19 protein-coding genes and 1 tRNA gene are annotated in these 17,752 nt (G+C 58.8%); 8 read left to right on the top strand and 12 right to left on the bottom strand.

What is annotated here, in order from left to right:
• Positions 1–210: 210 nt before the first annotated feature.
• From BLT54_RS08350 to BLT54_RS08335, 4 genes are all read left to right on the top strand, one after another.
• Positions 211–864: an ABC transporter ATP-binding protein gene (locus tag BLT54_RS08350; protein WP_009573890.1), complete on the top strand. Its 654-nt coding sequence runs from the start codon at positions 211–213 to the stop codon at positions 862–864.
• Positions 848–2,671, top strand: a complete 1,824-nt coding sequence (locus BLT54_RS08345; RefSeq protein ID WP_074643404.1) for a KpsE/RkpR family capsule polysaccharide export protein — start codon at positions 848–850, stop codon at positions 2,669–2,671. The genes BLT54_RS08350 and BLT54_RS08345 overlap by 17 nt, the downstream gene beginning before the upstream one ends.
• A gap of 192 nt (positions 2,672–2,863) precedes the next feature.
• Positions 2,864–3,391 (top strand): hypothetical protein, encoded by a 528-nt coding sequence (locus BLT54_RS08340; protein WP_074643401.1) that lies wholly within the window; start codon positions 2,864–2,866, stop codon positions 3,389–3,391.
• Between the two features lie 190 nt (positions 3,392–3,581).
• Positions 3,582–3,656: transfer RNA gene (locus tag BLT54_RS08335), tRNA-Gln, on the top strand.
• Between the two features lie 734 nt (positions 3,657–4,390).
• On the opposite strand, the gene BLT54_RS08330 is transcribed toward BLT54_RS08335, so the two are convergent.
• Positions 4,391–5,536 (bottom strand): alpha-D-ribose 1-methylphosphonate 5-triphosphate diphosphatase, encoded by a 1,146-nt coding sequence (locus BLT54_RS08330; RefSeq protein ID WP_074643398.1) that lies wholly within the window; start codon positions 5,534–5,536, stop codon positions 4,391–4,393.
• Positions 5,537–5,676: 140 nt separating this feature from the next.
• Here BLT54_RS08330 and BLT54_RS08325 point away from each other — a divergent pair, with 140 nt between their 5' ends.
• Positions 5,677–6,360 (top strand): DUF1045 domain-containing protein, encoded by a 684-nt coding sequence (locus tag BLT54_RS08325; RefSeq protein ID WP_143026784.1) that lies wholly within the window; start codon positions 5,677–5,679, stop codon positions 6,358–6,360.
• Here the strand turns inward: BLT54_RS08325 and phnN are convergent.
• The 5 genes from phnN to BLT54_RS08300 are packed head-to-tail and all read right to left on the bottom strand — an operon-like array spanning position 6,342 to position 10,207.
• Positions 6,342–6,884: a phosphonate metabolism protein/1,5-bisphosphokinase (PRPP-forming) PhnN gene (gene phnN / locus BLT54_RS08320; protein ID WP_074643395.1), complete on the bottom strand. Its 543-nt coding sequence runs from the start codon at positions 6,882–6,884 to the stop codon at positions 6,342–6,344. The genes BLT54_RS08325 and phnN overlap by 19 nt on opposite strands.
• Before the next feature lies 1 nt (position 6,885).
• Entirely contained in the window at positions 6,886–7,569 is a 684-nt protein-coding gene (phnL, locus tag BLT54_RS08315) for a phosphonate C-P lyase system protein PhnL (protein ID WP_074643393.1), read from the bottom strand.
• 4 nt (positions 7,570–7,573) lie between these two features.
• Positions 7,574–8,527, bottom strand: coding sequence for a magnesium transporter CorA family protein (locus BLT54_RS08310; RefSeq protein WP_074643390.1), 954 nt, complete (start codon positions 8,525–8,527; stop codon positions 7,574–7,576).
• A gap of 4 nt (positions 8,528–8,531) precedes the next feature.
• Positions 8,532–9,344 carry a phosphonate C-P lyase system protein PhnK gene (gene phnK, locus BLT54_RS08305; RefSeq protein ID WP_074643387.1) on the bottom strand — a complete coding sequence of 271 codons (813 nt, stop codon included), beginning with the start codon at positions 9,342–9,344 and terminating at the stop codon, positions 8,532–8,534.
• Positions 9,341–10,207, bottom strand: coding sequence for an alpha-D-ribose 1-methylphosphonate 5-phosphate C-P-lyase PhnJ (locus BLT54_RS08300; protein ID WP_074643384.1), 867 nt, complete (start codon positions 10,205–10,207; stop codon positions 9,341–9,343). The genes phnK and BLT54_RS08300 overlap by 4 nt, the downstream gene beginning before the upstream one ends.
• Positions 10,208–10,265: 58 nt before the next feature.
• Between BLT54_RS08300 and BLT54_RS22155 the strand changes: the two genes are divergently transcribed.
• Positions 10,266–10,511: a hypothetical protein gene (locus tag BLT54_RS22155; protein ID WP_143026779.1), complete on the top strand. Its 246-nt coding sequence runs from the start codon at positions 10,266–10,268 to the stop codon at positions 10,509–10,511.
• Positions 10,512–10,513: 2 nt separating this feature from the next.
• Here BLT54_RS22155 and BLT54_RS08290 read toward each other — a convergent pair whose 3' ends face one another.
• Genes BLT54_RS08290 through phnG form a run of 3 tightly spaced genes read right to left on the bottom strand, consistent with a single transcriptional unit; the run spans position 10,514 to position 12,662 of the window.
• Positions 10,514–11,602, bottom strand: coding sequence for a carbon-phosphorus lyase complex subunit (locus BLT54_RS08290; protein ID WP_074643379.1), 1,089 nt, complete (start codon positions 11,600–11,602; stop codon positions 10,514–10,516).
• Complete coding sequence (gene phnH, locus BLT54_RS08285) at positions 11,602–12,183, bottom strand: phosphonate C-P lyase system protein PhnH (protein ID WP_074643377.1); 582 nt, start codon at positions 12,181–12,183, stop codon at positions 11,602–11,604. The genes BLT54_RS08290 and phnH overlap by 1 nt, the downstream gene beginning before the upstream one ends.
• Positions 12,183–12,662, bottom strand: a complete 480-nt coding sequence (phnG, locus tag BLT54_RS08280; protein ID WP_083351756.1) for a phosphonate C-P lyase system protein PhnG — start codon at positions 12,660–12,662, stop codon at positions 12,183–12,185. Before phnG ends, phnH begins: the two co-directional genes overlap by 1 nt.
• 111 nt (positions 12,663–12,773) lie before the next feature.
• Between phnG and phnF the strand changes: the two genes are divergently transcribed.
• Positions 12,774–13,496 (top strand): phosphonate metabolism transcriptional regulator PhnF, encoded by a 723-nt coding sequence (gene phnF / locus BLT54_RS08275; protein WP_083351755.1) that lies wholly within the window; start codon positions 12,774–12,776, stop codon positions 13,494–13,496.
• 81 nt (positions 13,497–13,577) lie between these two features.
• On the top strand, positions 13,578–14,756 hold the full coding sequence (locus BLT54_RS08270) for an alpha-D-ribose 1-methylphosphonate 5-triphosphate diphosphatase (RefSeq protein ID WP_074643374.1): 1,179 nt from the start codon (positions 13,578–13,580) through the stop codon (positions 14,754–14,756).
• Between the two features lie 30 nt (positions 14,757–14,786).
• Here the strand turns inward: BLT54_RS08270 and BLT54_RS08265 are convergent, their stop codons facing one another.
• The 3 genes from BLT54_RS08265 to phnE (BLT54_RS08255) all read right to left on the bottom strand — a co-directional run bounded on the left by BLT54_RS08265 (position 14,787) and on the right by phnE (BLT54_RS08255) (position 17,694).
• Positions 14,787–15,401, bottom strand: a complete 615-nt coding sequence (locus BLT54_RS08265) for an LbetaH domain-containing protein (RefSeq protein ID WP_074643371.1) — start codon at positions 15,399–15,401, stop codon at positions 14,787–14,789.
• A gap of 92 nt (positions 15,402–15,493) precedes the next feature.
• Complete coding sequence (gene phnE / locus BLT54_RS08260) at positions 15,494–16,822, bottom strand: phosphonate ABC transporter, permease protein PhnE (RefSeq protein ID WP_245707980.1); 1,329 nt, start codon at positions 16,820–16,822, stop codon at positions 15,494–15,496.
• Complete coding sequence (gene phnE / locus BLT54_RS08255; RefSeq protein WP_074643369.1) at positions 16,819–17,694, bottom strand: phosphonate ABC transporter, permease protein PhnE; 876 nt, start codon at positions 17,692–17,694, stop codon at positions 16,819–16,821. Before phnE (BLT54_RS08255) ends, phnE (BLT54_RS08260) begins: the two co-directional genes overlap by 4 nt.
• Positions 17,695–17,752 lie beyond the last annotated feature (58 nt).

Genomic DNA, 17,752 nt, shown 5'->3' with positions numbered 1-17,752 from the left:
ACGCGCCAAAATTACGAAATCGTTTCTAAAATGAGGCCAAACCACAGAGGCTATATGCTGGTTTGGCCTCATTTTTGACACACTTGAGCAGTCTGAGATGGATTTATCGCAGACGTCTCGGCATAATTTCAACAAAATAGCCAATTAAGACGGCTCCATTAACAAAAACCCGTTAAGGGTGGTGTGCAGGCAGTATCAGGGCGCGTATCTATGCTCGAGTTCGACAATGTGAGTAAGTCCTTTTGGACTGGGACGCAGCGCAAGGTGATCCTTGATCGCGCGTCTTTTCGCGTGGAACTTGGCAACAGCCTTGGCATCCTTGCCCCGAACGGCACCGGCAAGACCACGATCATCAATATGATGAGTGGTTTGGAAAAACCCGACGAGGGCGAAATTCGCCGTGGCTGTCGCGTGTCTTTTCCGCTTGGGTTCATGGGCGGGCTGATCGGCAAACACACCGCGCGCGAAAATGTACGCTTTATTGCCGAGCTTTACGATCTCGATCCCGATTATGTCGAGGCCTTCTGCCGTTGGCTCTGTGAGCTCAAAGAATATTTTGATATGCCGGTGGCAACTTATTCGGCGGGGATGCGATCCCGCCTGTCTTTTGCGCTTTTGCTGGCGCTTGATTTTGACATCTACCTGATCGACGAAGGTATGCCGTCGACGGCGGATGTGAATTTCAACCGCAAAGCAGGGAGCATTTTACGCGAGCGGCTTGAACATGCCACCATCATCGTGGTGTCGCATCAGGCCGCCACGCTTGAGAAATTCTGTCGTTCGGCGGCTGTTTTGAGAAACGGCAAGCTTTACATGTTCGACACATTGGAAGAGGCCAAGGCGCTCTATGACTACGAAGGTTAAAGCTCAAAAATTCCGGGTGCGCCGCGCGCCGCGCGCCGCAACACCCGCCGGGCAAGGGGGAGAAACCCCTATCGCCGATGCCACAGGCCAAGCCCCGTCAAAAGAAGCGGCGGTTAAGGCCTTTGATGACGACAAATTGTTTGACAATGACGCCAGTGCCGATGGCTTTGGCGATGCGCCTTTTGCCGGGTCCGCTGCGGCACAAAAAGCACCGCAAAAAACGCCCGTAACCGAAAGCCAAAACGCGGCCCCCTCCGCCACGGGGCGTGGGGGACGGATCAAAGGCGGCGTAGCCCGCGCCCTTGGCCAAGACAACGACACCAACACTGCGCTGACCGGCGATGTCACCCCCGCAGATGAGGCCAGCATTGACGCCGAAATTGACACCATTCGTCGCGAAGGCCTGACCGGGCGTCAATTGCGGATGGCGCGGCGCGTGGCGCAAAAACACGGCATCGCGGCCACCTCTGATTTCGACGCCGTGCGACAGTTGCGCAAACAGGGGATTGATCCGTTCCAACGTGCCGCGATGTTGGATCTGGTGACGACCGAGGGCAAACCACCCTCACGGGAATTGACCACCACGGAGGGGGCGAAACTTCCGAAAACCATCGACACCCCCAAGCCGCCGTCCAAAGATATTTTGGAGCGGCTGAGCCGAGAAGACGAGATTTCCACCATTCAACGCGACATCGCGCGGCGACGTCGGCGCAAAATGGTGCTTTTGATCGCGCGTTTGGCCGTTTTTGTTGGCATTCCAACGATCCTGGCCGGGATTTATTTCTATACAATCGCAACGCCCATGTATGCCACGCAATCGGCGTTTTTGATCCAACAGGCGGATTCTGCCGGGGGGTCTGGCGGTTTGGGCGGCCTTATGGGCGCGTCTGGGCTGGGTGGCGCTCAGGATTCGATCGCGGTTCAGGAGTTTCTTGAAAGCCGCGACGCCATGTTGCGTCTGGATGCGGACGCCGGGTTTAAGGCGCATTTTTCCTCTGACGCGATTGACCCGATCCAACGCCTGCCGCAAAATCCGACCAATGAACAAGCCTATAAAGTCTATCAGGATCGCGTCAGCATCGGCTATGACCCGACCGAAGGGCTTTTGAAAATGGAGGTGGTCGCGGCGACACCAGAGATTTCTCAATTGTTCAGTGACATGTTGGTCGAATATGCCGAGGAAAGCGTGGATCATCTGACCCAGCGGATGCGCGAAGACCAAATGAAAGGCGCGCGTGAAAGTCTTGATGACGCCGAAGCCAAAATGCAGGCCGCGCAAGAAAAAGTTGTTCTTCTGCAAGAACAGCTTGGCATTATCTCGCCCGATGCCGAAACGGCGGCGATCATGGGTCAGGTGTCTGGCTTTGAAACCCAGCTTCAGGAAAAGAAACTGCAACTGCAACAGCTTTTGGACAACCCGCGTCCGAACCAGGCCCGCGTCGATGGCACCCGTGGCGACATTGGCCGCCTTGAAACGCTGATTGCCCAGTTACGCTCGCAGTTGACACAGGCCACCGGCGAATCCGGCTCCTTGGCGCGTGTGTCGGCAGAATTGCGGATGGCGGAGGTGGATCTTGCCACCCGTCAGGCGATGGCGCAACAGGCCATTCAATCGCTCGAAATGGCGCGGATCGAGGCCAACCGTCAGGTGCGCTACCTGTCCCTGTCCTCACGTCCCATCGCCCCGGACGAACCCACCTATCCGCGCAAATTCGAAAGCACACTTTTGTCGATGCTGCTGTTTTCGGGCATTTATCTGATGGCGTCTTTGACCGCTGCCGTGTTGCGCGAACAGGTCTCTGCCTAAAGCGTTCCGCCTTTCCCCTATCTCAGGTGAAAGGCGTGACGCTTTAAACCTGAAATCATGATGGGCCCGCCCCCTGAAAGGGGTGTGCGGGTCCTTTTATTTGGCCTCCCCTGCGACAGTTTGGCACGACGGAGTGGCACAGGCCCCGCGTATTAAAAGCATTCAACACGCGGAATGTGAAAGGATCACATCATGAAACGCTTCCCCCTGTCGCTTGCCCTGCTTGCCGCCCTCCCCCTCGCCGCCCTGCCCAGCCTCACATTGGCACAGGGGTTTGGCGCGGAGTTCATGGCCAACTGGGATTTGGATGAAAATGGCCAAGTGACGCTTGCCGAGGTGCAAGAACGCCGTGGCGATTTGTTTTACATGTTTGACGCCGATGAAGATGGCACATTGAACGACCAAGAATATGCCATGTTTGACGAAACCCGCGCCGCAGACCGTGAAATGCATCTTGAGGCATACGGGAGTGTTCCGGGACAAGGCCAAGCTATGGGTCAGGGCCAAGGCCAAGGTAAGGGCATGGGCCAAGGTCAGGGCAAAGGCCAAATGGCGGTCGGTATTGACGCCGTTCAAGACGCCATGACCCGGCGCTACAATGACATGAATGGCGACGGCGTGGTCACGCGCGACGAATTTGTCGGCAATGGCGCGCAATGGTTTGCCCGTATGGACCGCTCAGGCGACGCTGTGGTGACGCTTGCGGACTTTGACCAATGAGGGGCAAAGCAAAACTGCGCGCCCGCCCCTAACGCCCCGCATATCCTCTCTCCGCCTCGATAAAATCCGGGGAGAGGCTCTTTCGGAAACCGCAGTTAGGGCCTCCGGCAAATTCTTTCATTCCAAGCCAAAGAATTTCACGAAAAGGGCTTGCACACTTCCCAGCAAGCGACTAATTAGCCCCCCACGTTGGGATGTAGCCAAGTGGTAAGGCAACTGTTTTTGGTACAGTGTACCGTAGGTTCGAATCCTACCATCCCAGCCATTTCCACCTCGATCACGCACACAAGACCGCCCTCAGGCGGTGCGGCATGTCCTCTCTGCTTTCGCATGGCCCATTTTCGCATGGCCCATGCGCAGATCGCCCGTCTTTGCGATCCACGCGGCCGATACGGCTTGTCAAATGCGGCCCAGCCTTGGTATCAAAAAGCGTATGGGTGATCATGACCGCGACAGTCCCAACACACAGATCGGTTCCGGCGTCCTCTCCTTTTGTCCCTTAAAACCGACAGTGTCGTGTTGCTTTGCGCCGTTGTCGCAGGACTGCTGCTAAAGAGCAGCCTCAGTCACTCTGTCTCACTGGGTGTTTTTATGTCGGGCCTCTGTCTGGTCTGCTTAAAGCGTTTCGGATTTAAGTTGAGACACGACTTAAACCCGAAACGCTTTAGGCGGATTCTGGTTTCACCCGCTTGAAAGCGTCGTTGCCGCCAGCGGACATGTGGTGTTTTCAACCGTCATGTTCGCCATCCTGTCCCGTTTCGATCTCGAGACAGGGCGCGCGTTTTCATCCGACTTCATTGTTGAAAACTTAAAAGCCAACGTTGCCATTCCAAGCGCCGGACTCATTTTCATGTCCTGTTTGATCTATGGCGTTTACCACATCCGCCGGGGATGAAGCCACGCCGACGTATCGCTCTGACATCGGCAGGGAGTCCCAAATGCCCGGCTACAGGTCACTTTAGACACATGCATTTGGCACTCCCAAAGATAGGCGCGACGTTATCCCACCTGACGCCCATGCGACCAGACGCCGCGAATGACCGGGGTGCCTTCGATGCGGGCGATGCGGACCAGATCGGCGTGAAGCCCCTCCGCGATGCGGCCACGGTCCATCAGACCCACGGCGTTTGCCGGATTGGTTGTCACCGTGGCAATCGCGCGCGGGATGTCGTCCCACAGGTCCGCCAAAAGGATCGCCGAGGACATCAGCGCCGAGGGCACATAGTCGGAGGACACCACATCCAACAGCCCGCGTTCGGCCAAATCATGGGCGGCAACATTGCCGGAATGCGATCCGCCGCGAATGAGGTTCGGCGCGCCCATCATCACCGCGATACCGTGCAATTTACAGGCCTGTGCGGCCTCCACCGTGGTCGGGAATTCCGCCACCCGCACGCCATGCTGACGCGAGACCTCAACATGATCCGCCGTGGTGTCATCATGCGACGCCAAAACCGCACCGTATCGGTTTGCCTCGGCCACGGCGACCTCTTCGTGACGCGCGCCATAGGTGTCGCGCAGCTCCAAAAGATGGCTGACATGCTCTTCGAATTGCGCGTCGGACATGCCGCGCTTTTTCTGCACATAGTCTTTGAGCTTGGAAATATCGCGAAACTGCCGTTGTCCCGGCGTGTGGTCCATCAAAGACACAAGACCGATGCGATCCTCGGGACCAAATTCAGCCATTTCCGCCTCAAGCGTCTCCGAACACACCTCGGCGCGCAGATGCAAAAAGTGGCTGATTTTCAAAGCGTTTTGATTGCGCAGCATCATCAATTCGCGTGACAGGGAGCGGGCGTATTTGGCATAGCCCCCCGCATCCCCGGCCCGAATGATAGAGCCCACCCGCATTGCATCAAACACCGTGGTGATGCCAACCGAGGCCAGTTCGGCGTCATGGGCGATGATCGCCGCCTTATGCGGCCAATCGACTTTGGGACGCGGTTCGATATGGCGTTCAAGGTTGTCGGTGTGCAACTCGATCAACCCCGGAATGATCAAATCCCCCGCCACATCAACGGCGCCGGGCACAGAGCTTCCGCCCGTGCTCACATCGGCGATTTTGCCCCCTTCCACGCGCAGGGTGCCTTGGATAACCTCGGTTTCAAGTACAATTCGGGCATTGGTCAGCGTAAAATCAGTCATCGTGTCGTCCTATTGAGAGACGCAGGGTTTGCCCGATCAATGTCACAGAGGTGTGACACAAAGGATCTAAGGACTGCGCCATGGGGGATTTTGGCATGGGGAATTTTGGCATGAGGGATTTTGGCGTGGGTGATTTTGGCGTGGGTGATTTTAAAAGATACGCGGTCTATTACGCGCCCGAACCGGGGGCCTTGGCCGATTTCGCTGCGGCCTGGTTGGGCTGGGACCCGGTTTTGGGCGCAGAGGTCGCGCCGCCCGATTTGTCCGGCCTGCCCTGCCCCGTGACACAAATCACCGAGACCCCGCGCAAATACGGGTTTCACGGCACGCTGAAGCCACCGTTTCGCCTCACGGGCCCGTTGGAGGCGTTGATCACCGATCTTGAGGCCTTTGGCCGCACCCATGCGCCGGTCGTTTTGGACGGGCTGCGCCTCAACCAAATCGGTCGGTTTCTGGCCCTGACGCCCACGGGCGATCTCACGCCTTTGGAACGTCTCGCCGGGGATGTCGTGAGCGCCTTGGATGCCCACCGCGCGCCCGCTGGCGAGGCCGAATTGGCGCGCCGCCGCGCGGCGGGCCTGACGCCCCGGCAAGAGGCATTGTTGGCCGAGTGGGGCTATCCCTATGTGATGGAAGAGTTCAAATTCCACCTCACCCTGTCCGGCAAGCTGACCGATGATGAGGCCGCCGCCACCAAAGCCGCCCTCGCCCCGGTGATCGCCCCGCTGCTGCCCACACCCTTTGTGATCCGCGATCTTTGCCTGTTTGGCGAGGCAGAAGATGGCCGGTTTCACCTGATCCACCGTTACACTCTTTCCGGCTGAAGGGCGGCAAGAAAGGCCGCGACCGACTCGTCAAGTGCGCCGTCATTGTTGACCCGACGCACGGGCAGGCCCGGCGCAATGTCATATTCGGCGCGGGCCAGCCGTTTTTCGATCTCGGCCCGGCTTTCGCGCCCCCGCGCGGCCAGGCGTTCGGCCAGCACCTCGGGCGAGGCGGTGATCAGCAAAACACCCATGTTGGGATAAAGCGCATAGGCTTCGGGCAGGATCGCGCGTGAGCCGTTGAACACCACATCGCGCCCCTCATTGAGCGCGATTTCAATCTCGATCGGCACGCCATATTTCAGGCCATGCGCCTCCCAATGCAGCGCGAATTCTCCGGCCTCCAGACGGCGGTCAAATTCCTCGACGCTGACACCTTCGAAATCCTCGCCCCCGGCAGAGGTGGGACGGGTGATCACCCGGCGCGCCACCGCCAGATCACGCCGCACCGCGCGTGCCGCGTCAATCAACGTATCTTTGCCCGCCCCAGAGGGCCCGACCACGGCATGAAGGCGACCGACCATGTCACACCACCTTCGCGGGGGTAAAATCGGAGACATCAATCTCGCGATCCGCCACCCGTGCGCGCGCGGGTGCGTCGTGGAAAATCCCGATAATGGCGGCACCGCGGGCTTTGGCCTCTTCGATCAGGGTCAAAACGGTTTCGCGGTTGGTCGCATCCAATGAGGCCGTCGGTTCATCCAGCAACATCGCCGGATAGGTATGGGCAAAGCCGCGCGCAATGTTGACGCGCTGTTGTTCGCCGCCCGAAAACGTCGTGGGCGACAGCGACCAGAGCGTTTCGGGAATGTTGAGCCGGGCCAAAAGGTCGCGTGCGCGCTCAAAAGCCACCTCTTTCGGCGTGCCCACCGAGAGCAACGGTTCGGCCACGACCTCAACCGTCGGCACCCGCGGCACGACGCGCAGGAACTGCGACACATAGCCCAAGGTGGCGCGTCTGAGCGCGATGATTTCGCGCGGCTCGGCGGTTGCGACATCGACATCGCCCACCATGATCCGCCCGGATTGGCTAAGATAATTGCCGTAAATCATCCGCATCAGCGTGGATTTCCCCGCGCCTGAATTGCCGATCAGCGCCACGCATTCGCCGGGGGCCACGTCAAATGTCGCCCCCGCCATCACCGGGATCACCGCCGCGCCTTGATTGTGCAGCGTGAAAGATTTGGAAACATTTTCTAGATGGATCATAAGGTTACAGCCATTTTTTCCATTTACATAAAAGATAAGTGCCAAGCCCCGAACCGATCATCAGCACCGTCGCGATGTAATAGCCGTAGGGATTTTCAATCCCCGGCAGGTTCGGGAAGTTCATGCCATAGACGGAGGCGACCAAGGTGGGCGGCATGAACAACACCGCCACCACAGAGAAAATGCGGCTGGTGTTGCTTTGCTCCAGATTGATCAGGCCAAAGTTCACATCGGTCAGTTGCGACACCCGTGCCGACAAGAAATCGCCATGCACCGCAAGCGCCTGACAGTCGCGCACCAGAGCTTTCAAAATCTCGCGCTCCGCCTTGTCACCGCGCTCATCAAGCCCAAGTCCAAAACTCGACAGCGCCCGCTCGACCGTCAAAAGCGCATGTCGGACTTTTGCCACCTGCTCGCTTTGTCGCCCCAAAATACGCAGTGCCGAGGCAAGCTCCTCGCCACGCGGCGGCGGGTCGCGAAAGGCGATATGGGATTGCTGATCCAAGGCTTTGCCAACACCTTCGAGCAAATCCGCCAGACGCGCCACGATCTCTTCGACCAGTCCCAAAAACACCCGTCTGCGCCCGGAACAGCCCGCACTCGATTGGCCCGCGTGGGCGGCAAAGGTTTCGAACGGACGCGGCGTGTGATAGCGCACGGTGACCAAACGCTCGGGCGTGATCAAAAAGGCGACCGGGCCGAAACTCGGCTCCTTCATCTTGTTGAGCCCCGGCAAAACCACGGTCAACACTTCGGTATCGCCTTCGCGGTACAGCCGATTGGAAACTTCGATTTCTTCCATATCCGCGAGCGTCGGCACCGTCACACCAAGGGCCGCCAGCGCCTGCACCTGCGCCTCCAACGGGTTCAGAAGGTCAATCCAAAGCGCCTCTTTGAGGTCGCTTTGAATCGGCATCTGTTCCAAGCCGGAGGTCACAAGGCGGTAGGCATAAAGCATGGTGTCAGACCTGAAGCACGGAGGACACGAGCAGTTGCGTGTAGGCGTGTTGCGGATCGTCCAAAACCTGATCCGTCAGCCCGGTTTCCACCACATGTCCTGATTTCATCACCATCAGACGGTCGGCCAAAAGCCGCACCACCGCAAGGTCATGGGTGACGATAATCGCAGACAGGCCCATTTCGCGCACCAATCCGCGCAACAAATCCAAAAGCCGCGCCTGAACGGAAACGTCCAGGCCGCCCGTGGGTTCGTCCATGAACACAAGGCGGGGACCCGTGACCAGATTGCGGGCGATTTGCAGCCGCTGTTGCATCCCGCCGGAAAAGGCCGAGGGGCGGTCATCCATCCGATCCTCATCAATCTCGACCCGACCCAACCAATCGACGGCCTGCGCCCGAATATCGCCATAGTGACGCGCGCCGACGGCCATCAACCGCTCGCCAACATTGCCGCCCGCGGATACGGACATGCGCAACCCATCGCGGGCGTGTTGGTGGACAAAGGCCCAATCGGTGCGCGCCAGCATCCGGCGTTCGGGTTCGGACATCGTCAGCGTGTCGATCAAGCCACGATCACGGGTGTCAAACAGAACCTGCCCGCTGTCGGTCGGGATATGCCCCGCCATACAATTCAACAGCGTCGATTTGCCGGAGCCGGATTCGCCCACGATTCCCATGACTTCGCCGGGGTAGAGATCAAATGACACATCGGTACAACCGATCCGCCCGCCGTAGGTTTTGTGGATGTCTTTGACAGACAAAAGCGGGACGGGCAAAAGCGGGATGGGCAAAGGCGGGGTGATTTGCGCGCTCATTGTGCGGCCTCCTCGGTCGGGCTGAGACGCCCACGGTGGCCCTTGGCCTGCCGTCCGGCGCAATAATCAGTGTCGGAACACACGAACATCCGCCCGCCCGCGTCATCAATGATCACCTCATCCAAATAGGTGTGTTCCGCGCCGCAGAGATCACAGGGGTGATCGGCCTTGGAGGGATCAAACGGGTGATCTTCGAAATCGAGCGAGACGACTTTGGTGTAGGGCGGCACCGCGTAGATGCGTTGTTCGCGGCCCGCGCCAAACAGTTGGATCGCCGCCATCTCCATTTTCGGATTGTCGAATTTCGGGATCGGCGACGGGTCCATCACATAGCGCCCTTCGACCTTGACCGGATAGGCATAGGAGGTGGCGATATGGCCGTGGCGCGCGATGTCTTCGTAGAGCTTCACATGCATCAGACCGTATTCCTCAAGCGCGTGCATTTTGCGTGTCTCGGTCTCGCGCGGCTCCAAAAACCGCAAAGGCTCGGGGATTGGCACTTGATAGACCAAAATCTGCCCCTCGCCCAAAGGTTCCTCCGGGATGCGGTGGCGGGTTTGGATCACCGTCGCATCGCCGGTTTTCTCGGTCACGGCAATCTCGGCGGTCTTTTCAAAGAACTTGCGGATCGACACGGCGTTGGTGGTGTCATCGGCGCCTTGGTCGATCACTTTCAACGTGTCCTCCGGCGTCAAACAGGCCGCCGTCACCTGCACCCCGCCTGTGCCCCAGCCATAAGGCATCGGCATTTCGCGGGAGGCAAACGGCACCTGATAGCCGGGGATCGCAATGCCTTTGAGGATCGCGCGCCGGATCATCCGTTTGGTTTGCTCGTCGAGATAGGCGAAGTTATAGTCAGACATAATCGACCCCCAAACGCGATGCCGCGTGCTGCATGTATTTCTGTTCAAGGTATATTTTATGAGCGATCTTCAGGACCAACTTGTCTGTCAGGACCCGAAAATTCTCAGCCCGTTCATGTGCGAGCAAATTTACGCGCATCCGAACCTTTTCGTACTGTTGACCGGTTTGGTCTTTGGCATCATCGGGCTGATCTTTCATAACGCGAGCCACACGCCAAAGTCCCAGAACTCTATGCCCGGAGATTCCGGTAGCCACAGCAGCACAGGCTTTGATGGGTTTGACGATGGCGGCGGTTTTGACTGACTTCATTCTGCCGCCTCCTTGTGCTGGGCTGCAAAGATTTCCGCGCGCATTTTGCGGACCAGTTCCATCTCGGATTGGAAATCCACATAATGTGGTAATTTGATATGCTCCAAGAATCCGGTCGCCTGAATGTTGTCACAATGATACAGCACGAATTCTTCGTCATGCGCCGGAGAGTTCGACATCTCGACGCCAAGCTCTTTGGATCGCAACGCCCGATCGACCAAAGCCATGGAAATCGCTTTGCGTTCGGTTTGACCAAAGGTCAGGCCATAGCCGCGGGTGAACTGCGGCGGCTCGACTTTTGAGCCGGCGAATTTGTTCACCGTTTCGCATTCGGTCAACTCGACCTCACCGATCTCAATGGCAAAGCCAAGTTCGGGAATATCCAGTTCCACCGCGACCTTGCCGATGCGCAATTCGCCGACAAAGGCGTGGCTGTTGCCATAGCCGCGCTGGGTCGAATAGGCCATGGAGAGCACGAACCCTTCGTCGCCCCGCGCCAGTGCCTGAAGCCGCAGCGCGCGGTTGGCGGGCAGTTCCATCGGCTCGCGGGTCAAATCCGGCGGCGTGTCCTCCGAACGGGCCTCGGTCTGGATCAGCCCCTCTTTGTTGAGAAACTCGGTCACATGCGGTGTCGGTTCTATGCGTGGCGCGGCGGTCTGTGCCGCCATCGCTTCGCCGTCCGCCGCCAGTTTGAAATCCAGCAAACGGTGGGTGTAATCGAAGGTCGGCCCAAGCACCTGCCCGCCCGGCACGTCTTTGAACGTCGCGGAAATCCGGCGATCACAGAGCATGGTTTCGGTTTCAACCGGGCGCGAATGGCCGATGCGCGGCAGGGTGGTGCGATAGGCACGAATGAGGAAAATCGCCTCGATCAAATCGCCGCGCGATTGTTTGATTGCCAGAGCGGCCAGATCGGGATCATAGAGCGAGCCTTCGGTCATCACCCGGTTGACCGCCAGCGCCAATTGTTCGCGAATTTGCGGCACCGACAGTTCCGCAACCGACGTGTCCCCCCGGCGCTCCTCGGCCAGCCAAGCATGGGCGTTGTCAATCGCCCGCTCGCCGCCTTTGACAGCCACATACATCAGTTCGCCTCCATCAGGTCAGACACATTGGTCGTGCGCGGCAGTCCCGCAAGCCGGGTTCCAGCGGTGAAATAGAAATCAAGGCCCAGTGGGAACAACCCGGCGTTCATTTGAAACGGCGCAAGATCGGGCAAAGCCAGCATGGCGCTGTCTTTGATCCCCGGCCCGCTCAGGCGCATCCCGTCTTGGTTCAGTGTATCCATTTCCACGATCAGCGTGGTCGAGCGATCTGGATATTCCGGGGTGCCGATGGGGAAGACTGTGATCGGGGACAGCGCCTCCCATGCGCCAAGCGCGAACATCGCCTGTTCGGGACCAACCAGCGGCGCGCCGATGTGAAAGGCGACCCAATCGCGGATGTCGGGCGTGTCATGCGCTCCGGCCAAATAGAGCGGCGTTTCCGGGTCACAAAGCGTAAGGATCAGGGTTGCCGCCGCCTCTGACACCGGCGCAGGCGCCTTGGCCCCCGAAATGTCATGGATCGTTCCGGGACGGGCCAGAGTTTCAAGGGCGGCGCGAAAGGCGCGTGACGAGTCCTGTGGCGGGGTGGCGAAACCACCAGAGAGGCTTTGCATATCCATCAATCTTCTCCCCGCACCATCGTAAAGAAATCAACCTTTGTGGCGGCTGCTTTTTCGGCCCGCTTGAGCCGCTGTGTGGCAAACGCCTCACTCAGCGGCGTCAACACCGCTGCCTGCACCGCCGCCGCATTCGGCCCCTGCATCATCGCATCCACAATCGCCGCCTGTTCGGCATGTCGCGTGTCGCGGCCTTGCACATAGGCATGGCCGACCTCGCCGCTCTCAAGGCGCAGCGAACAGCGTGTTGCTGTCATTTCACCCAGATTAAACGCCGTGCCCGTACCGCCCATACGCCCGCGCACCATCACGCCGCCGATCTCGGGACGACGCAGCCAGTCAAACGTCGGAAGCGCGCCAAAAGCCGCGAGACCTGCGTTCAAATCTTTGGGATTGGACTTTGCCAAAACACTCATCCAGGCCTTTCGTGCGGCGGGACCTGGTGCCTCATCTTGACTGGAGGCGGGGTTCATTTTGTTCATCTAGACACCTTGCGGATTTGTCTGTTATCCTATACAACTAGACAAATCATCCCCGATCCGCGCCCATTCGGCAAGCCCTAATTCGTGAAATTATTATGACGGAGACACGCCATGCCCCGCACGATGCCCCGCACACCCGTGTGGAAATCCATCGCCGAAACCCTGAGCGAAGAGATCGCGCGCGGCCACTATAAGCCGGGGGATAAACTGCCGACCGAGGCGGAATTGTCCGCTCGTTTTGGCGTCAATCGCCATACGGTGCGTCATGCCCTGTCCGATCTGGGCGAACGCGGCATCGTACGCTCAAGGCGCGGTGCGGGGGTGTTTGTGCAAAGCGCGCCGGTGGACTATCCCTTGGGCAAACGGGTACGGTTTCACCAGAATATCCGCGCCACGGGGCGGCTGCCCAATCGCCGGGTGTTGCGCCTTGAAACCCGCCCCTGTGATGCCACTGAGGCCAGTGTTTTGGCACTTTCCCCCGGAGAAAACGTTTTGATTTATGAGGGCTTATCCCTGTCAGGCGACACGCCCGTCGCGCATTTCATTTCGATTTTCCCGATCACCCGCCTTGTTGGGTTGGACAGCCAAATGGCCCAAACCGCCTCGGTGACCGAGGGGCTCAAAGCCGTTGGGATCGAAGATTATGTGCGGGCCGAAACCCGCGTCAGTGCTGAAAGAACCACCACCACTCAGGCGCTGCATTTGGGCCTGCGCGAAGGGGACCCGCTATTGCACACCGTCAGCCTGAACTCCACGCTCGACGGCATCCCCGTCGAGCGTGGCCTGACATGGTTTGCCGGAGATCGGGTGACGCTAACTGTCACACCGGACTGATCCAAACGTCACGCAGTCGATACAAAGCCTCTGTATTTGTTCCTGAATTATTAGAAACGTCTTAAGTGGCAGGTGTGAGTTATGGCGATCCTTCCCCCGCTGCGCTTTACGGGCGCAACCCTTCTTCGTGACGGCATATTGCAACGCCGTTCGCTCTGTGTGGAACAGGGCCGGATTTCGCGCGGCGCCTTTCCCGAGGTTGATCTGTCGGGGTATCTGATTCTTCCGGGGATCATTGATTTGCATGGCGATGCGTTTGAACGCCACATCGCGCCGCGTCCACGCGCCCCCTTCCCGATCCGCTCGGGCCTGTCCTCTGCCGCACGCGATGCGGCGGCGCATGGGGTCACCACGGCGTGGTTTGCCCAGTGTTGGAGCTGGGAAGGCGGATTGCGCGGACCGGATTATGCCGAAGATTTGCTGAGTGAATGGCAGGCCTTTGCCCCGACGGCCCTGATTGATATTCGCCTGCAAATCCGCTGTGAAACCCATATGATCGACAGTCGGGACAGGCTTTTGGCCGCGATCCGCCGGTTCGGCGTCGATTATGTGATTTTCAACAATCACCTGCCCGAAGCGATTGAAGTCGCCAAGAAAGACCCGATGGAATTTGCCACATGGGCCAAACGCAGCGGGCGCAGTTCGGAAGAATTCATCAAGGTTTTGCGCGAGGCCAAGGATCGCAAATCCGAAGTGCCGCGCCACCTCTGCGCGCTGGCCGAGGCCTTTGATGTGCTGGGCGTCACCTATGGCAGCCACGATGACCCGGACGCGGAAACCCGCGAAGAATTCCGCCTTTTGGGCGCGCATGTCGCCGAATTTCCGATCTCGGAAAAGGCGGCGGCGGCAGCCAAGGCGATGAATGACCCGGTCCTGATGGGCGCGCCCAATGTGGCGCGTGGCGGGTCGCAGTCGGGCAACATCTCGGCCCAACGCCTGATCGAACGCGGCCTGTGTGACGCGCTGGTCTCGGATTATCACTACCCGGCTTTGGCGGCAGCGGCTTGGCTCTTGGTGGACAAGGGGGTGCTGCCCCTGCCCGCGGCCTGGGCGATGATTTCGACCAAGCCCGCCGAGATCATGAACCTGTCTGATCGCGGCAATCTTGAATTTGGCAAACGCGCCGATTTCGTGATCATGGATGAACAGACCCGCGAGATCGAAGCCACAATCTCAAACGGTCGCATCGCCTATCTGTCGGGGCGGGTCGGAGAACGCCTGGCACGTTCTGGTCGGGATATGCGGATGGCGGCGGAATAAATCCGCGCGCCTGTCCGCCTACCCCTCCGTCTATTCGTATTTCTCAAGAAACGCCTCGGCAGGCAACGCCCGGAAATCGGCAAGCGCGCGCTTCAGCGCCGCATGGCTCCAATCCCACCACGCCAAGGCCTCCATCCGCTCGGCGATCCCGTCCGGGTAGCGCGCGCGCAGCGGCGTGGCGGGCACACCCGCGACAATCATATAGGGCGCGACATCTTTGGTCACCACAGCACCCGAGGCCACGATGGCACCGTTGCCGATGCTCACCTCGGGTTTGATGATCGCGCCATGGCCGATCCATGTGTCGTGACCGATGGTCGAGCGCCGGGCAGAGCGCGCGGCAAAGAAGGCCGGATCATCCTCGACATCCTCCCAATAGTAAGACGAGCGGTAGAGAAAATGATGCAGCGAGGCGTTTTTATAGGGGTGATCGGTGGGGCCGATTCTGGTGAAGGCGGCGATATTGGCAAACTTGCCCAAAGTGGTGTTGGCGATGTCGGCATATTGATCGCAATAGGCGTAATCCATGAACTCCGAATTCGACACCCGCGCGCCTTTTCCAACCTCGCAATAGGCACCAAAGGTCGAACGGGTCACCTCGGCTCCGTCATGGACAAAGGGGGCGGTGGCGCTGAGTTTTGGCATGGTTTACCTCGTTGAAATCGCGGATGCCTCCGGCGGGAGTATTTTAATCGCGATAAAGACTGCAAGTGCTGTCTTCATTGCAGATCAAATACTCAGTCGCCCTTGATCAATTTGCGCCGCAGCCAGCTTGAGATCGTGTCCATCCCCATCACCATCAAGATGATGAGAATGATGTAATAGGTGACCTCTTCCCAATCCTTTTGGGTGATCATGGCTTGGGTCAGCAAAAGCCCGATACCCCCTCCGGTGATCGCGCCAATGATGGTGGCCGAACGGGTGTTGGATTCGAGGAAATAGAGCACTTGTGACAAGAGCACGGGAACGATTTGCGGGATCACGCCGAAACGGTAGCGCTGCATGGGTTTGGCACCTGTGGAGGCAATGCCTTCGATCTGTTTGCTGTCAACGTTTTCCAAAGCTTCGGAAAACAGTTTGCCGAAAGAGCCGGTGTCGGTGAACAGCATCGCCAAAGCGCCCGTCATCGGACCGGGGCCAAAGGCGCGGGACAAAAGGATGGTCCAGATCAAGCCATCGACGCCACGCAGAAAGTCAAACAGCCGCCGCGCCAGCATCCGCACCGCCATAAAGGGCGCAAAGTTTTTGGCCGCCATGAAAGCGAGGGGCAGCGCAACGATAGCCGCGCCAAAGGTGCCGAGAAAGGCCATCAAGATAGTTTCGAACAGCGCCCATGCGGTCTCGCCATGACGCCAAATGGCGTTGTTCCAAAAGTCATGCCATGCGCCTGCGATGTTCGGACGGGTCGGGTCGAGTTGCGGCCCGGTGAGGACCTCCATCAGCGAGTGACCCGAATAAGGGCTATCCAACGTGACCCAGAACAGCTCCCAGCCGAAGTCATAGACAAAGACCTCGGTGCGGGCTTTGGTCAGGGACAGGCGCGCCGCATCTGTGGTGATGGTCACGCGGGTTTTGGAATAGGAAATCCAGTCCGGCAAATCCGCGGTATCAAGATTGAGCTTCACGCCATCGGTGCGGTTTTGAGTCGCCTCAACAACGCCAAACCCCGGCACGTCATAGCGCACAATGTCACCCACGATCTCAATCGTGCCACCATCATCAAGTGTGATCAAGGCGGCGTCCTCGCCGACCGTGACCCAACCGGGATAGTTGCTGGCGTCATAGGTGCCCTTGCGCTCGCCCTCCACCGCGACCCCGATTTCGCCAGTCCGGTTGTTGCGCTCGACCACGGTTTTGTAGCTATAAGTGTCCGAAACCAGCGTCACCGCATTATCAAGCCGGGCGCGCTCAGCCAGTCCCATGATGTCGAAGGCGAAGAAAATATAGACGAAATAGCCCAAGACAAAAAGCGGCGCGACAAAGGTCAAAAGCCGTTTGCGGGCGATCATCGCGGCGGCGCGGTTGTGCATATGTCGCGGATCGTCAGAGGGGGACACAAAGCTCATTTGCCGGCTCCTTTGTCAGATCCATAGGTCAGACGGTTGCGCACATAAGACGAAAGTTGATCGAAAAACACGATGGTCAGGAACAACAGGATAAAGACCGCAGCCGCTTCGTCGAACTTGCCCTGCCCCCAGGAAATCGCGTTTTTAAGCTCATACCCAATGCCGCCCGCACCGACAAAGCCAAGGATCGCGGAGGCACGAATGTTGATCTCAAAACGCAGAAGGGCGTAGGAAAACCAGTTGGGCGCGACCTGTGGGACAAGGCCCAAAAGCATCCGCTGCGGCCAGATCGCGCCGACAGAGGCGAGACCTTCAAGCGGCTTTTGATCGGCATTTTCATTGACCTCGGAGAACAGCTTGCCCAGCGCCCCGACGGTGTGAAAGGCAATCGCGATGGCCGCAGGCACCGGCCCGCCGCCCAAAACGAAAATCAACACAAGCGCGATGACAATCTCCGGCACGGCGCGCATCAGGTCCATTATCCGGCGAAACACCGGAATCAGACGCGGCCAAGGCGCGAGACCGCGCGTGGCGAACATCGACAAGAGAATGGCAAAAAACGCGCCAAACAATGTGGCGACAGCGGCGATATTGATGGTCTCCACCAGCGCCGGGAGGGCGTTTCTCAAATGATCCGGCAAGTTGGCGCGTTTGGTCCAAGCTTCGGATATCACCCCGGCAGGAAAGTCGAAAATATGCGGCAAGCCGGGCAAAAATCCACCGGCGTTGCGGTCATTGGCGATGCCAAAACCGGAGGCCATCAGCAGGACAAAGACCAAAAGCATGATCCCGCCATAAAGACGGCGTTGACGGGTCAGCGCAAGATAATGAGCGCGCGTCGCGTCCAGGGGCGCAGCGGAGAGATCGGCCATGTGGGAGGTCCTTGTAAAAAGACCCCGCACCAAAGCGCGGGGTCTAGATCAGATCAAA

Source organism: Celeribacter baekdonensis (genome assembly GCF_900102315.1).
GTDB lineage: Bacteria > Pseudomonadota > Alphaproteobacteria > Rhodobacterales > Rhodobacteraceae > Celeribacter > Celeribacter baekdonensis.
This window is presented reverse-complemented; position numbering and strand designations above follow the sequence as displayed.